A 15,147-nucleotide genomic window follows, 5' to 3' on the forward strand; every position below is an offset into this window, starting at 1 on the left:
CTTCACCAGAGTGGACGCGCCGTCCGCACCGCGGGTTTAGCGATGGTCGCCCCCGCGGCAGGGTCGGAGGCGGCGTCGCTGGCGGCGCCGGAGACGGGGAGGGGGCGGCGTGCCGGCGCCCTCTCCTGGCGGCGGGCGCGGCGCTGCCGCAATCCGGCGCGGAACTCCTCCACGCTCACGTACAGCGTGGGAATGAGGACCAGTGTCACCAGAGTAGACAGCAGCAGGCCGCCTAGAACGCTGCGCGCCAGGGGCGCCTGCAGCTCCCCTCCCTCCCCCAGGCCCAGGGCCACGGGGAGGAGCCCCAGGACCGTGGTCGCCGTGGTCATCAGCACCGGTCGCAGGCGCACTCCCGCTGCGTCCACTACGGCCTGGTACAGCGGAAGCCCCTCCTCGCGGTGCCGGGTAAGGATGAAGGTCACCAGGATGATGGCGTTGTTCACCACGATCCCCACCAGGACGATCAGCCCGGTGAGCGACTGAATGTTCAACGTCGTCTCCGTGAGGAACAACGCCAGCAACGAGCCGGTCAGGGCGAAGGGCACCGCACCCATGATCAGCAGCGGGGAGAGCAGCTGCTCGAACTGCACCGCCATGACGGCATAGACCAGGCCCACGGCCACCAGGAAGCCGGCGACCAGCTGCCGGTTGGCCCGCTGCTGTTCCTCGAACTCCTCACCGAAGGTGACGGCGAATCCCGGCGGCAGGTCCAGGCGGGCGATCCGCGAGCGCACATCCTGCATCACGCTACCGAAGTCCCGCCCGCTGATCCCCGCGGTCACCGTGGTCACCCGCTCGCGGTTCTTGCGGAAGATGGACGCGGGCGCCACCTCCCGCTCCAGGACGGCCACCTGACTGAGACGGACCTGCTCCCCTCCCGGCGTAACCAGGGGGAGGGCGAGCACGTCCTGCGGGGTGCGCCGGTCGCCCTCCCGCAGCCGCACCACCACGTCCTGCTCCCGCCCACCCTGGCGGAAGATGGTGACCACATCGCCGCCCACCCCCACCTGAAGGGCGGCGACCACCTGCTGCGGCGTGAGCCCGAAGGCGGCGGCACGCTCCACATCGATGCGCACCGCAAGCTCGGGAATCAGCTCCTCCCGGGCCACGCTGGCGTCGGTGACGCCCGGGATCTCCTCGAGCATCTGGCGGACCCGCTGCCCCAGCCGCAACCCCTGGCCCAGATCGAACCCGCGGATCTCCACGGCGATGGGATCGGACTGCCCGAAGCGCAGCACTGAGAGACTCCCGGCGCTGGCGCGGACAAACACCCGCCCGCCGGGCACCCGCAGCCGCTGCCGCAGGACGGCCGCCACTTCCTCCGTCGACCGTGCGCGCTCGCCCCGATCCTTCAACCGGAAGCGCAGAAACCCGCGGTTGGATCTCCCGCCGAAGGCGGCGGAGCCGGCGGTCAGGGTGACGTCTCGAATCTCCGCAGCAACCTCCCGGGCAGCCCGCTCCAGCCCGGCCATCGCCTCTGCCGTGGTCGGCAGAGGCGTCCCCACGGGCAGCTCCACGCTGACGAAGATCTCGCCTTCGTCTGCCTGGGGCACCACCTCACGGCCGATGAACTGGTAGAGGGCTAGGCCCAGGGCAAAGACCAACAGGCTCACCAGGTAGACCGTCGCCCGGTGGCGCAGGGCCCGCTGCAGTAACGACCGGTAGGCGGCGACAAGCGAGGCGGTCCAGTGCCGCTCCCCGCCGCCCTTTAGCGCCGGAAGAAAGGAAGCCAGCACGGGGGTAAGGGTGGCGGAGACGGCCAGGGCGCACAGTAGCGCGAAGATGACCACGGCGGAGAACTGGTAGAAGAGTTGAGTGGTCAGCGCCTCCCCCCGGAGGAAGATGATGGGGAGGAAGACGACGATGGTGGTCAGGGTGGAGGCGACGACCGCCGGGAGGACCTCCTGGGTGCCCTGCAGGGCGGCCTCCCGTCCGGTGTACCCCATCTCCCGGTGGCGGAAGATGTTCTCCAGGACCACGATGGACGAGTCTACCAGCATGCCCACGCCCAGGGCCAGGGCGCCCAGGGTCATCAGGTTGAGGGAGTAGCCCGAAAAGAGCATCACGGCAAAGGTGGCTACCACGGAGATAGGCACCGCCGCGGCGATGACCAGGACGCTACGCGGGTCCCGCAGGAAGAGGAAGAGGACGGCCACCACCAGGGTGCCCCCCACCAGCAGGGCCTGCTGCACCGAGGCAATGCTGCGCCGAATGAAGCGGGCGTTATCGCCCACCAGCAACAGCGTGGCTCCAGACAGAGAGGAGTTGATCTGCCGCACCTCCTGCAGTACGCCGTTAGAGACGGCCACGGTGTTCACGCCGGGCTGGCGCTGGATCTGCAGGAGCACACCCGGCTGGCCATTGATGCGCACCAGTCCCCGCTCCTGCTCGGTCCCCTGCCGTACGGTAGCCACATCGGCGACCAGGATGGGGGTGCGGCCGCGGGTGCTGACCACGGTGCGCCGGATCTGCTCCAGGGTGCGGAACTGGCTCAGGGCGCGCAGGCCCAGTTCCCGGGCGCCTTCCACCACCTGGCCGGCCGGCGCCGCCAGGTTGGCCGCCGCCAGCGCCCCGGCCACGTCGCGCGCCGAGACGCCCAGCGCCCGCATCCGCCCCTGGTCCAGCTCCACCAGGATCTGCCGCCGCACCCCGCCCTGCACGTCGGCCAGGGCCACCCCGGGCACGCGCTCCAGGCGAAAGAGAATCTGCTCCTCGGCCAGCTGGCGCAGCGCTGCGGTGCTCTGGCTGTCCCGCGCCACCAGCCCCAGCTGCATGATGGGGAACTGTGAGGGGTCGAACTTGAAGATGACCGGAGTCTCTGCGCCCTCGGGCCGGCGGCGGCGGACGCGCTCCAGCGCCGCACGGATGTCGTTGGCCGCCACATCCAGGTCCATGCCGAAGGGCAGGGTGACGGTCACCCGGGAGCTGCCCTCGCTGGAGGTAGAGAGGACGTCCCGCACGCCGGCCACCGTGCTCACCGCCTCCTCCACCACGCGGGTGACCAAATTCTCCACCTCCTCTGGCCCCGCGCCAGGATAACTCGTGGATACCGTGAGCCGGCCGAAGGAGACCTCGGGCAGCAGGTCGATAGGCAGGCCGGCCAGCGCGCTGAGCCCCACCAGCACCACCGCGCTGAAGATGATGAGCGTGCCGATGGGCCGGGCGATGGCCAGGCGGGAGAGGTTCACGGCCGCTTCCTCCCGGACTCAGCAACGAGGACGGGCGCGCCGTCGCGCAGGGTGTGCTGGCCGGCGACCACCACCAGCTCCCCCGCTGCCAGACCGCGGCTGACTTCCACCCGCACGCCGTCACTGATCCCGGTCTGCACTTGGCGGGCGCGCGCCACCCCCTCTGCCACCACAAAGAGGCGCTTCACACCTTCCTGCTCCAGCACCGCGTCCACGGGCACCGTGACCACGTCGGTCCGGGCCACCAGCTCCAGCTCCACCCGTGCGGTCATCCCGGGGCGCAGCAGCCGTCCGGGATTGGGGACCTCGATGCGTACCTCCGCCGTGCGCGTCGAGGTGGCCAGCACCGGGCTGATGGAGACCACGAGGCCGGAGAAGATCCTCCCAGGAAGGGCATCGATGCGCGCCGCCGCCCTCATACCCGGGCGGATGAATGCCGTCTCCCGCTCCGCCACCGGGATGGTGACCAGCACGGGATCCACATCCACCAGCTGGAGGAGCGACGTCGCCGGCGTCACCGTGGCTCCCGGGTCAACCATGCGGCGGCTGACCACGCCGGTCGCCGGCGCACGAACCGTACTCTCCCCTAGCAGGGACTCCGCCTGGTGCAGGGCCACCTCCCCCTGGGCCAGCTGGCTCTGCGCCTGGCGCAGGGCGACTTCCGCCTGGCGTACCTGCCGCCGCGCCACTTCCACCTCCTCCGGCCGCGGTCCGCCGCGCAGCATACGGAGCTGCTCCTCGGCGCTGCGCAGACGCGTCTCCTGCAGCACCACCTCCAGGCGGGCCGCCTCCACAGCCTGGCCGGCGACGAATCCCTGCGCGTAGAGCTCCTGGGCGCGACCGAGCTGCTGGCGACTGTACTCCAGGCTGGCGCCGGCCTGCCGCACCTGCTCCTCCGCCTGGCGGATCTGCTCCGGGGGCGCCCCGGCCAGGAGCTGGGCCAGGCGCGCCTCCTGGGTGGCCAGGGTGACCCGGGCCTGCTCCACCTGGAGACGCTGCGTGCGCACCGCAGCTAGGGCCTGCTCTACCTGGAAGCGCAGCTCCTTGGGGTCCAGGCGGACGACGACCTGCCCGCGGCGGACCAGGTCCCCCTCGCGTACGGCCACCTCCGCCACCACCCCGCCGATGCGGGAGAAGACCTCCACGCGGGCACGCGCCGCCACCTCGCCGACGTAGACAGCGCGCATGGTGATCGTGCCGCGCGCTGCGGGAACAGCCTGGACCACCGTGGTCCGGGCCCGCGGCGTGGCGTTGTTCACGGCCTGCACCTGCCGCGCCCGGATGACCTCTACGGCGCGCCAGCCAGCCAGCGCGAGGAGCCCCGCGGCCAGGAGGATACCCACGACCCTTCGCATACCCCTACCTCGCTCCCGCTCCAACAGAGGTCATGGGAGGACGGGGAGCGCCACCGCCCGCCGCAGCGCCGCTGTGGTGGTCCAGCGATCCGCCGCAGCCTGCGCCAGAGCCACCTCAGCCGCCGCCAGATCCGTCTGCGCGGTGACCACCTCGACGATGGTGCCCACACCCGCCGCATACCGCCCCTGGGCCACGTTGAACGCCTCCCGTGCCGCCGTAGCGGAGCGCCGGGCCGCTTCCAGCTTCGCCGCCGCCGTGGCCACCTGCAGCCGGGCCAGGAGCGCCTCCTGCCAGACCTGGAAGCGGACGCTCTCCAGCCGCGCCCGGCTGGTCTCCAGGCCGGCGCGCGCCGCCTCGATCTGCGCCGCGCGCCGTCCGCCGTCGTGCAGCGGCACCGCCACACCCACCCCCACCGACCATGCGCCGGCCGCACCCGTTCCGCTGCCCGCGGTGCTCACCAGGACGTAGCGGCCGTCCAGGGTGACGGTAACTCCCCCCTGCATCATGGCGATGGCCAGGGCTGCCTCCGCAGCGCGTACCTCCGCCTCCGCGCGCTGCACCTCGGGGCGCTGCAGCGCCCGCTGCGCTGCCTCTGTCTCGGAGACCTCCAGGGGCGGCGGCTCCCCCGGGGCGGTGACGGTGACCGGGGATCCACCGTCCAGCCCCATCACCGTGCGCAGCGCCGACCGGCTGATCTCGGCCTGACCGCGGGCACTCACCTCGTCAAATTCGGAAGCGGCCAGGGCCGACTCCGCCCGGACCACATCCGCACGGGCCACCCTGCCCGCCCGAAAGTTGGCCTGCGCCGCCTGCAGCTGCGTGCGCGCCTGCCTCACCGCCTGCTCCCGGAGCGCGACCACCTGCTGCGCCACGATTACCGCCATGTAAGCCTGCACCGTCTGCAGGGCCACCTCTGCCAGCGCGGCGGCCAGCGCCTGGCGGGCGGCCTCAAGCTGCGCCTGGGCCTGACGGACCTGGACCTGGCGGACTCCTCCGTCGTAAAGAAGGTAGGTCACGCCCGTGCTCACCTGACCCGATGTGCTCACGCTTCCGCCCGCACCGCCGAGACTGCCGCCGGCGCTCAGGCTCAGCGTGGGGGCCAGGCCGGCCTGCGCCGCGCGCACCTGGGCCTCTGCGGCCTTCACCGCGGCACGGTTGGCCGCCACCTGCGGGTTGTGCTCCAGGGCGAAGGCCACCGCCTGGGGCAGAGTGAAGACCACCTGCCCGGCGGCGGGCGGCGCCAGGTGCAGGAGGAGGACGATACCGAGGGCGGCCACGCATCCGCCCCGCCCGCGCCTGCCCGGCGGTACTCTCTTCATCCCCTGGGGTCCCCTGGTGTGGCCTTCGCCCGGCCGCCCGGTCCCGCCGCCAGTTCGACGAGCAGGGGCAGCACCTGGGTTCCCTGCAGGGTCCCCAGGGATCCCCGGGCCGCCTCCGCCTCGGTGAACCGGGCCCTGCCGTCGCTGCCGCTGCCAGCCACCAGCAGCGGCACCGCATCGTCGCTGTGCCCGCGGATCTCGCAGGGTGTGGCGTGGTCTGCGGTCACCGCCCACAGCCATTCCCCTGGAGCGGATGCCAGCAACGGCCCGAAGAACTGGGCGTCGATTTCCTCGATGCTGGCCCGCTTGCGCTCCCAGTCGCCGTCGTGTCCGGGTTCGTCCGGCCCCTTCAGGTGCAGGTAGAGCCCGTCGTAGGCCGCGATGGACTCAAGCGCCCTGGCCGCCCACGCCCGGTAGTCCACACCCGGGGCGATCTCCACGATGTCCATCCCCAGGTACCGGGCAATCCCGCGCTCCACCGGCATCTCCACCAGGCAGGCCAGGCGCGCCCCGAAGCGCTGCGCCAGCGGTGGCACCGCCGGCAGATGATCGCCAGCATCGCGCAGGAGAATGCCGTTGGCCGGCAGCAAGCCCGCGGCCTGGCGGCGCGCGTTCACCTCGTGCTCCTCCAGAACCGCCCGCGCCTTGCGCGTGAACTCGTTGACCAGCTCCGCCGCCACCCAGGCTTCGGGGCTGTCGTCCAGGGCACGGCACTCCTCCACCTCGGTGCCGACCACCGCCCTGGCCACGCCCAATCCCCCCGCTCGCGCGTACGCCGGATCGGTGTTGGTGATGCGGGCGGAGAGCTTCCCTTCCCGGGGGTAGAAGACAACCACGCAGCGGTGGCCCACAGTGGCCCCCAGGACGAACGATGCGGCCCCCGCCGCCAGTCGCACCTGGCTGTTCACCGCCTGGGCAAGCTGCTGTGCCTCTTCCGAGGTGAGGTTGCGACCCACGCGGCGGTCGACGATGCGCTGCCCGGCGCCCAGGGTGGCGAAGTTGCCGCGCAGCGCCAGGTCGCCGTCATGGAAGAGCAGCCCCGCACCCAGGGCCTCCAGCGGACCGCGCCCCGTGTGGTAGGCCCGCGGGTCGTATCCCAGCATGGCCAACACCGCCACGTCCGATTCGGGGGCGATGCCCGGCCCGACGGTCTGCACCAGACCCAGCCGGCCTTCCCGGGCCAGTTGGTCCAGGTGGGGCGTGCGCGCGGCCGCCAGCGGCGTCTGCCCGTCCATCGCGGCGATGGGGCGGTCACCCACCCCGTCCAGGATGACGTAGAGGATCTTCTTCACACCAGGCCTCCAGGAAGCTCCATTCCAGGGTACTGGACGCAGCCGGCCGGCCACAACAGAAAGACGACTGCCTCCCTGCACGGCCCTCGTCGGACACGTCGCGGCCGCACGCCCCCGGGCCTCTACCTTAGCGGGCGCGGCGCAGCCGCCGCAGGAGGCCGCCGGCGAACGTCCCGGCGCAGACTTCCTCCGCCGGGCCGGTGAGGTGCACCGTCCAGTCGGGGCTTATCCGCACGGCGAGCCTCCCCCCCGGCATGGTCACGGCGACCCGCCGCCCGGCATGGCCCAGGCGCGCTGCCGCCGCGGCGGCAGCGGCAGCGCTCGTCCCGGAGGCCTGCGTCTCCCCGGCTCCCCGCTCCCAGATCAGGATCTCCAGACGGTCGCGGGCTGCGACCCTGGCCAGTTGCACATTCGTCCGCTGCGGGAAGGCGGGATGGGTCTCCAGCCGGGGACCCAGGTGGCGCAGCCGGGCCACCTCCAGCCGATCCAAGAAGACGACGCAGTGCGGGTTGCCCAGGGAGACCGCGGTCACCCGAATCGACTCACCGTCTACCACCAGCGGCTCGTCCAGCACCTCGCGCGGCGGACCGGCCACAGGCACGGCGGTGCTCTGGAAGGAGGCTCGCCCCAGTTCCACGGTGATGGCGCCGACCTGCCCGGCGCGCAGCCGCAGGGTGGTGCGGGCGATGCCGCCTGGCGTCTCGATGGTAAAGGTGCGCCGCCGGGTGTACCCGTGATCGTATAGGAAGCGAGAGAGGATGCGCAGCCCGTTGCCGCTCTTCTCCGCCTCGCTGCCATCAGGGTTGAAGATGCGCACGCCGAAGGCGGCGCGGCGCGAGGGCACCAGGGCCAGGATCCCGTCGGCGCCTACGCCGGTGTGCCGCTGGCAGATCGCCCGCACCGCTCCGGGGCTGAGGCGAAAGGAGAGCGCCCGCGGGTCCACCACCAGGTAGTCGTTGCCCAGGCCGTGCCCCTTGACGAACCAGTCGCGTCCCCGCATCTCTGCGCGCCGGGCCTGGCTACCCCCGCCGCCGTAAGGCGCAGGCGATCAGCCGGTCCAGGAGGGCGTGAAATTCGATGCCGGCGGTGCGGGCTGCCAGGGGAAGCAGGCTGACGGCGGTCATCCCAGGGATGGTGTTGACCTCCAGCACGAGCACCCGCCCGTCGCGGACGAACATGTCCACCCGGGACATGTCCCGGCAGCCCAGTACCTGGTGAGCCCGCACTGCCAGCTCCTGCGCCCGCTCCCCCACCGCCAGCGGCAGCCGCGCCGGGCAGATCTCCTCGCTGGCTCCGGGCGTGTACTTGGCCTCGTAGGTGAAGAACTCCCGCCGCGGGACGATCTCCACCAGAGGGAGGGCCTGCGCCTGCCCGGTGGCGGGGTCCTCCAGCACCGCGCCGGTGATCTCCGTGCCCCGGATATACTCCTCGACCAGCACCACGTCCCCGTACGCCAGCGCCGCCTCGCAGGCAGGGCGTAACCCCTCCGGATCCCGCACGACGGCCACCCCGATGCTGGAGCCCAGGGCGTTGGGCTTGACCACGCAGGGGTAGCCCAGCGTCTTCGACACCTCGCCCGCGATGTGGGTCCACTCCCGAGCCATGCCCGCCCGGGTAACCACCACGGTAGCGGGTACGGGGATGTGGTTGAAGGCGAAGAGCTGCCGGCTGCGCAGCTTGTCCATGGCCAGGGCGCTGGCCAGGACGCCGGAGCCGGTGTAGGGGAGGCCGGCGAGCTCCAGCAGCCCCTGCACCGTGCCGTCCTCGCCGTAGGGGCCGTGCATGGCCACCAGCACCACATCCAGGGGACCGTCCTGCAGGACCCGGTCGATGCCGATGGCGCCGGAGCGGACGGCCAGCCTGCCGCCCTGCGGCGCCTCTCCCCCGGACAGCACCGGCGGCGGCCCGCCTCCCAGCGCCCACCGGCCGTCCGGCAGCACCTCCACGGGCACCGCCTGGTACCGGGCGGGATCCAGGGCTGCGAGGATCTGCCGCCCGGTGTGCAGGGAGACCTCGCGCTCCGGGGACGGACCACCCATGAGTACGGCCACACGCAACCGGCTCACCGGGAATTCTCCTGACGCTGCGGGAGGCGGCGGGAGGAGAGCAGGTCCGCCATGATACACTCAACCAGGCCCGTCCGCGGGCGGCTGGATAGCGGACGGGCGCGCATCAGCATACGACAAACACACCGGCATGAGCATTCGTCCGCACCCGTCGCCTCTCCTGCAGGGGGCGATCTTCGACCTCTTCGGCACCCTGGTCCGGCCGCTACGACCGCATCTCTCCGCGGTCGGCCCCAACAGCAGCGATGTCTTCGAGGAGGCCAACACCGCCGGCCTCCTGCGCTGGGCCCAGGCCCGCGGGCTGCCTGTGCCGGCGGAAGCGGCGGAGGTGGTGCACGAGGCCCGGCAGTGGATGTGGACGGAGACGGCGGCCACCGGGCGGCAATTGCTCAACCGCCAGGCCATGGCGCGCGCGGCGCAGCGGCTGGGCTGGCCTCAGGACCCTGCGTTCCTGGAAGAGGCCTCCTGGGTCTTCTTCCAGCCGGAGATCGCCATGATCGCCCCCTACCCCGACGCGGCAGATGTGCTGGCGGCACTGCGCGACATGGGGCTGCGCCTGGCCGTGGTCTCCAACGCGTCCGACCACCGTCTGGTGGAGGCGGTGCTGGCGCGCACCGGGCTGGCGCAGTACCTCGACCCTGTCGTCTCGTCGGCGGGCTACGGGCGGATCAAGCCGGACCCCGGGATATTCCGCGCCGTCCTGAACACCTGGAGGCTGGCCCCGCAGCAGTGCGTCATGGTGGGAGACACCCTGGACGCGGATGTGGGCGGGGCGCAGGCGCTGGGGATGCGCGCCATCCTGGTGACCATGGACCCGAACCCGCACAACGTCCCGCTGGCAGAGACCATCGCTCCCGACGCCGTCGCTGCCTCCTTGAGGGAGGCGGCGGACATCATCCGCCGCTGGATGGCTCCCCGCTAAAGTTCGCGGCCATTGATTCTCTGTGTGCTTCACCCAGTTTCCCTCAACTTCAACCTCGTGCGGCGGGTGAGCGGACGGGCCGGGCCGCCGAAAGACTCCGGCACTGCCACTGCCGCCTGGTGAAAGCCAGACGGAGGCCGGAGGGATCATCCTTCGGCCCCCGCGGCTTCTAGCGTTTCAACGCGCCGGCTATTCCAGGGCTCGCACCGCTATGGCACGGATATCCCCATCCAGGGGAATCAGGCCCAGAAGCCTTCCTGTCGCCGCGTTCATGATAGCGATCCCTGGCGTCTTTCCGCCCCCGGGAGCGCCTCGTACGCTGAAGAAGACGAGTCGGCCGTCCGGGGAGAACTCCAGCCGCTGCGCCTTCTCCGGTGTTGGGTAGGTCGTAATGATCCGATAGGTCCGGGCGTCCAGCACGGCTACCTTGTCGTCTCCGCGCCCGATAATCCACAATGCGGTGCCATCCTGGCTCTGCACCAGCGGTTGCGGGTCATTGAGAGGCAGGACAGCCCGATGCAGCACGCTCCCCGCGGTGTCGAGCACCATCAGCTGGTTGTTCTCTCCGCCGTTGGTGGCGTGGAAGCCCACTGTGCCGAAAAACCGCCGTCCGTCCTGGGCCAGCTCGACGGCACAGCCCTCCAGCCCGGTCTCCAAGTTCTTCAGGATCCGCCCGGACTCAACCTCAAGGAGGGTGAAGGAGCCGGGGGCCCGCTGCCCAGCCACGACCCGTCCGCGGTGACGGATGAGGGCCGTGCGCCCGTCCCGGGAGAAGGCGACGCAGTGTGGCGCCGCCCCACCGGAGGCGATCCGGCGTCCCGGGCGGAAACTGCCGCCGTCTACGAGAACTTCGGAGATCTCGTCCACCCCGTTGTTGGCCACCCACACGCGCCGCCCGTCGGGTGACGCCGTGACCGCGTGCGCCGCCGGTCCCGCCGGCAGCGCGGCGACGATCTTCCGGGCCGCGGCGTCGATCACCAGAAGATTGCGGGTGTTGGCGGCCGCCCGCACGTTGGTGACGTATGCGTACCGACCGTCGCGGCTGAAGGCGATCCAGTGCGGCCGACTTGTATCCGGCTTGCCATCGTCGTCGACCTGGATCGTCGCCAGGATGCGGTACGTGCGGCCGTCCAGCACGTAAAGCTCGTCCAGCGCCTCGTTGCCCACCCAGACCTCAAACGCCGCAGGCTGGGCCATGGAGATGCCTGCGACCGCGAGCACCATCGCGAGTACTGCCACAATCCACCGCATCTGCCTCACCTCCGCGCAGCGACTCACCGGGTGTCATCCAGCTCCCGCAGGTGCCGCTGCAGGAACTCCAGGAGCTTCGCCGGGTCGCGGAAGGCGATCCGCTCGCCGGTCTCGACGTGCTGGGCTTCCCCCCACCAGCGCCGGCGTTCTGAGGGATCCACCCTGAGCCGGACGACAAACGACGCGGACTGAACCTCTCCTGCCATGGCCGCCTCCGCCGGAGTCCACCCGGTCGGGGAGAACATTAGGAAACGGCGGTGAAATTGGGGTGAAATACCTCAGGCGGGGGTCAGAGCGCGGGCCTGTTCGTAGAGGGCGAGGGTCTCGGGCTGTGGTGTAACGCCCAGCTCCTCACGGAGAGCCTGCTCACAGGTCAGGTACGCGCGGATTGCCGCCTGCCGATCGCCCCGGGCGAGCGCGTACTGCATCAGGTGGCGGTACGCAGGTTCACGCAGGCGGTCCAGGGCCAGGACCCGTTGGATCGCGTCTAGCGCCCGGCGGTAATCCCGCCGTCGAGCGTGCAGATCGGCCAGGGTCTCCAGGACCGCGATCTGGATCTCCCGGCGGCGCTCGCGCTCCGCGGCCGGCCAGTCCGCGTATCGCTCCTCTTCCAGGAGATCACCGCGATACAGTGCGGCGGCCTCCTCGAGAGCGGTCACCGCCTCTGCGAGACGTCCGGTCGCCTCATGGCCCCGGGCCTCTGCGCGCAGCCGGTCGAACTCGTCGACGTCGATCCAGCAGCGCCCGGCCGCCTCGAACCGGAAGCCGGATCCGTTGCGCACAATGAAGCTCGAACGACTGCCCTCGAGGAGCGGTTCCAGGGTCTGACGGAGCGTCTTCACGGCCCCTTTGAGGCTGACTTCGCCCGCCCGCGGGTCGGCTTCCGGCCACAGGGCTTCGATGATCTCGTCACGGGAGACGAACCGGCTGCGGTGGAGAAGCAGGAACTCCAGCAGGGCTTTCACCTTGTGAGTCTTCCACGCGGCCTCGGGGATCGGGCTGCCGTTCCTCAGGATTTCGAATCTGCCCAGGAGTGAGATTCGAAGGGTAACCGGTTCCGGTGGGCGCAATCTGGCCACGGCCTGTTCGCAGAGCGTCCGCACCTGCCGGTCCTTGCGTGTGAGCTGAAGCAGGGGCCGCCGCGCCCGCGGGTCGCCGATCACCCCGAGGAGGCCGATGGCCCTGGTCCGCAGCGGCGAGTCGGCGAGCGCCTGCACCAGCGCATCCACCGCATTTGACCCCAGCGCGACCAGCAGGTCCTCCACGGCCTGCGGCTCGACACCTCGCTTGAGTGCCGTGAGCAGCAATGGTGCCGGTCCAGGCTGCCTCCGCCGCCAGGAACGGGATCAGGTCATCCTTCGCCTGGGCCGCTTGTGTCACGGCGATCCGGAGGAGGTCGTCTGGCGCTGACGCGGTCAGTTGAGCCTCCCAGAGCGCAACCCGCGCCAGCCCCGGGAGCGTCCCCCAGTCGGAGAAGGCATCACGGACGGCGGGGAGCAGCGCCGCTGCGCGTGCAGCCTCTCCCCGCGCGTACAACAAACTGATCTGCTCCAGTCGAATTTCGGGAAGGAGCTTCCCAAAACGGCAGCGCTCTGCGCTTGTGGATGCCGCGGCTAGCAGGCTCTCCGCTTCCGCCGGATTCCCCTGCGCACGCGCCGCGCGGGCGAGACCGAGCAGCGCCACGATACGGGGTTCCTGCGTTTCGCCTTCGCGCCACAACGCCAGCGTTCGCTGGTACCATCGAGCGGCTTCGGAGGGATCCTGGGCCAGCAGGGCCAGGCCGCCCGCGTGATTCGTGAGCTGCAGGTCGGTCTGGCGCTCACCCGTGCGGGCGTGTGAGGTTTGCGCCCGCTGCAGGGCATCCCGCGCCGCTGCCAGATCGCGACGTCCGAGTTCGACGGCAACCATGTCGGCCAGAATCCAGGTTTCGTACGTCTGAGAGCCAACGGCTGTGGCCTCATCCAGCGCCGCCCGATAGAGCTCGACCGAACGAGTGAACTCCAGGCGCGCCAGAGCGAGAGCCGCGCGGAAGTACTTCTCGCGCAGTCCCTTCCCGGGTTGAGGGACTGGGGCGGCGCGCTCGATGGCGGGGAGGAGATTTTCCGCTTCACCCAGCCGTCCCAGGTGCAGCAAGCTGTCGGCCAGGACGACCAGCAGGGCGATCTTCCAGCGTGGTTCGACATCAGCGGCCAAAGAGGCCAGGGCCTCTTGGCATGTGCGTGCCGCTTCTTCAAACCGGTCCATGTGCAGCAGCATGACGGCGATCCCGTGCATGGAAAACGCCCACAGGTTGGGATCACGTCCTCTCGCTGCCGCAGCGGCACGCTGCGCGAGGGCAAGGCCTCCAGGGTAGTCGCCGACGTACCGGCACGCGCTGGCCCCACAGCGCGTCATCCACGGGTATTGCTGCTGAACGTCCTCAGGCAGCCGCAGCACCAGGTCGCGAAACGCATAGGCCAGACGGGAGGTGAGCCGGTCGCCATGCAGCGGCTTCATCACGCGCTCGGCCTCTCCCAGCGCTCCCGCCGCAAAGTAGTGACGAACGGCGAGGTCGGGGATGCCTTCTGCTTCAAGCCGTTGCGCCGCTGTATAGTGCAGTGCCGAGACCGCTTGCGATCCCTCTTCGTCGCTCAGACGCTGCCGGAGGAACTCAGCAAACAACTGGTGGAAGCGGTACCGTGGACCCGCGTCGTCGAGCCGGTAGAGGAAGAGGTTGCTGCGTTCCACTTCCGCCAGCATCGCCCGCGCCTCGACCTCCGGCACCAGCGCCTGGCATACGGACGGCCAGAGCTCGGTGAGGATCGACACGCGCAGGACGAAGCCTCGGGTCACCGGCTCGAGCGTGTCCAGCACGGTGGCGGCCAGGTAATCGTAGATCTCTCGCGGAGTACCGTGCACATCGGCCCGGCCCTGGGCCTTGGTCCTCAGGGCAATCAGCTGCAGGGCGGCCGGCCATCCCTCGGTGCGCTCGGTGAGGCCGCCGGCGAGGAGATCGTCGATGTGGAGGCCGTGGCTGGTGCGGAAGAACGTTGCTGTCTCGTCCCGTGAGAACTTGAGGTGGCTGTAGTCGACCGTTGTGGCCTGGCCCTGTACCAGGAGGCGCGGGAGGACTTCCAGGCGCGGCCAGGTCCGCGTGGCGATCACAAAGTGAACGGGTGGCGGAAGGTTACCGAGGAGGTCATCCACCAGGCGCACGACCTCCGGATTGTGCTCGACGGTATGGAAGTCGTCAAGGACGATCACAGTTTCAGGCAGCGTGTCCAGCGCGCCCAGCAGAGCACGGCGCAGTTCTGCCACCTCCGGTCCCGTCGTCAGCATGCCTTGCACCCGGGCACCGGGGTCCGGCACCACGGCGCAGAGAGCCGCGATCAAGCCGGCACTGAACAGGTTGGGATCTGCGTCGGACTCATCGAGGGTGAGCCAGGCGGCGGGCACGCCGGCCTCGGGGAGGGCAGAAAGCAGCAGGCTCGTCTTCCCGTATCCGGCCTCCGCGCACAAAAGCAGCAGCCGGCGCGCTGTCCCCTCGCGCACCATCGTCAGGAGCCGCTCGCGCTTCAGGAGCGGGACGCCGATTCGACGCGGGGTGATCTTTGTGCTGGGAATGTGTGATAGGCCAGTCGTGTTGGACGATCCCCGCGCCGCTACTTGACCCGGCTAGATACGCATTCGCAGCGGGGGCCGCATGACGCACCTCCCAGGTTCGGCTGTCGGTTTGGGAGAGTAGTACATGTTCAAGTAGGCAATCCTTTCACG

Annotated in this window: 11 protein-coding genes; 1 reads left to right on the forward strand and 10 read right to left on the reverse strand. The window is 70.5% G+C overall.

Annotated features, from left to right (window positions below):
- Positions 1-2 precede the first annotated feature (2 nt).
- The 6 genes from QN152_05380 to QN152_05405 all read right to left on the reverse strand — a co-directional run bounded on the left by QN152_05380 (position 3) and on the right by QN152_05405 (position 9,221).
- On the reverse strand, positions 3-3,188 hold the full coding sequence (locus tag QN152_05380) for an efflux RND transporter permease subunit (protein ID MDR7538951.1): 3,186 nt from the start codon (positions 3,186-3,188) through the stop codon (positions 3-5).
- A complete protein-coding gene (locus QN152_05385) occupies positions 3,185-4,543 on the reverse strand; it encodes an efflux RND transporter periplasmic adaptor subunit (protein ID MDR7538952.1) in 1,359 nt (452 codons plus the stop codon). The genes QN152_05380 and QN152_05385 overlap by 4 nt, the downstream gene beginning before the upstream one ends.
- A 30-nt stretch (positions 4,544-4,573) precedes the next feature.
- Positions 4,574-5,821, reverse strand: a complete 1,248-nt coding sequence (locus QN152_05390) for a TolC family protein (GenBank protein MDR7538953.1) — start codon at positions 5,819-5,821, stop codon at positions 4,574-4,576.
- A 38-nt stretch (positions 5,822-5,859) separates the two neighbouring features.
- A complete protein-coding gene (locus QN152_05395) occupies positions 5,860-7,155 on the reverse strand; it encodes an alkaline phosphatase family protein (protein MDR7538954.1) in 1,296 nt (431 codons plus the stop codon).
- 127 nt (positions 7,156-7,282) lie between these two features.
- On the reverse strand, positions 7,283-8,155 hold the full coding sequence (dapF, locus tag QN152_05400; protein MDR7538955.1) for a diaminopimelate epimerase: 873 nt from the start codon (positions 8,153-8,155) through the stop codon (positions 7,283-7,285).
- A gap of 19 nt (positions 8,156-8,174) precedes the next feature.
- Positions 8,175-9,221, reverse strand: coding sequence for a D-alanine--D-alanine ligase (locus QN152_05405; GenBank protein MDR7538956.1), 1,047 nt, complete (start codon positions 9,219-9,221; stop codon positions 8,175-8,177).
- Between the two features lie 130 nt (positions 9,222-9,351).
- On the opposite strand from QN152_05405, the gene QN152_05410 reads away from it, so the two are divergent.
- Entirely contained in the window at positions 9,352-10,143 is a 792-nt protein-coding gene (locus QN152_05410; protein ID MDR7538957.1) for an HAD family hydrolase, read from the forward strand.
- A 189-nt stretch (positions 10,144-10,332) separates the two neighbouring features.
- Here the strand turns inward: QN152_05410 and QN152_05415 are convergent, their stop codons facing one another.
- The 4 genes from QN152_05415 to QN152_05430 form a co-directional block, all read right to left on the reverse strand.
- Complete coding sequence (locus QN152_05415) at positions 10,333-11,367, reverse strand: hypothetical protein (protein ID MDR7538958.1); 1,035 nt, start codon at positions 11,365-11,367, stop codon at positions 10,333-10,335.
- Between the two features lie 50 nt (positions 11,368-11,417).
- The gene (locus QN152_05420; GenBank protein MDR7538959.1) at positions 11,418-11,600 is read right to left on the reverse strand and encodes a hypothetical protein; all 183 of its coding nucleotides are present in this window, start codon (positions 11,598-11,600) and stop codon (positions 11,418-11,420) included.
- Positions 11,601-11,672: 72 nt separating this feature from the next.
- Positions 11,673-12,359 carry a BTAD domain-containing putative transcriptional regulator gene (locus QN152_05425; protein ID MDR7538960.1) on the reverse strand — a complete coding sequence of 229 codons (687 nt, stop codon included), beginning with the start codon at positions 12,357-12,359 and terminating at the stop codon, positions 11,673-11,675.
- Positions 12,304-14,928 carry a hypothetical protein gene (locus tag QN152_05430; GenBank protein MDR7538961.1) on the reverse strand — a complete coding sequence of 875 codons (2,625 nt, stop codon included), beginning with the start codon at positions 14,926-14,928 and terminating at the stop codon, positions 12,304-12,306. Before QN152_05430 ends, QN152_05425 begins: the two co-directional genes overlap by 56 nt.
- Positions 14,929-15,147 lie beyond the last annotated feature (219 nt).

It is taken from the genome of Armatimonadota bacterium (assembly GCA_031459715.1).
Classification (GTDB): Bacteria; Sysuimicrobiota; Sysuimicrobiia; order Sysuimicrobiales; family Humicultoraceae; genus Humicultor; species Humicultor tengchongensis.

What these genes read in the sequence shown, in the direction of transcription:
- QN152_05385 (MDR7538952.1), bottom strand. Translation starts at nt 4,543, where the DNA reads ATGCGAAGGGTCGTGGGTATCCTCCTGGCCGCGGGGCTCCTCGCGCTG.
- dapF (MDR7538955.1), bottom strand. Translation starts at nt 8,155, where the DNA reads ATGCGGGGACGCGACTGGTTCGTCAAGGGGCACGGCCTGGGCAACGAC.
- QN152_05410 (MDR7538957.1), top strand. Translation starts at nt 9,352, where the DNA reads ATGAGCATTCGTCCGCACCCGTCGCCTCTCCTGCAGGGGGCGATCTTC.
- QN152_05415 (MDR7538958.1), bottom strand. Translation starts at nt 11,367, where the DNA reads ATGGTGCTCGCGGTCGCAGGCATCTCCATGGCCCAGCCTGCGGCGTTT.
- QN152_05420 (MDR7538959.1), bottom strand. Translation starts at nt 11,600, where the DNA reads ATGGCAGGAGAGGTTCAGTCCGCGTCGTTTGTCGTCCGGCTCAGGGTG.
- QN152_05430 (MDR7538961.1), bottom strand. Translation starts at nt 14,928, where the DNA reads ATGGTGCGCGAGGGGACAGCGCGCCGGCTGCTGCTTTTGTGCGCGGAG.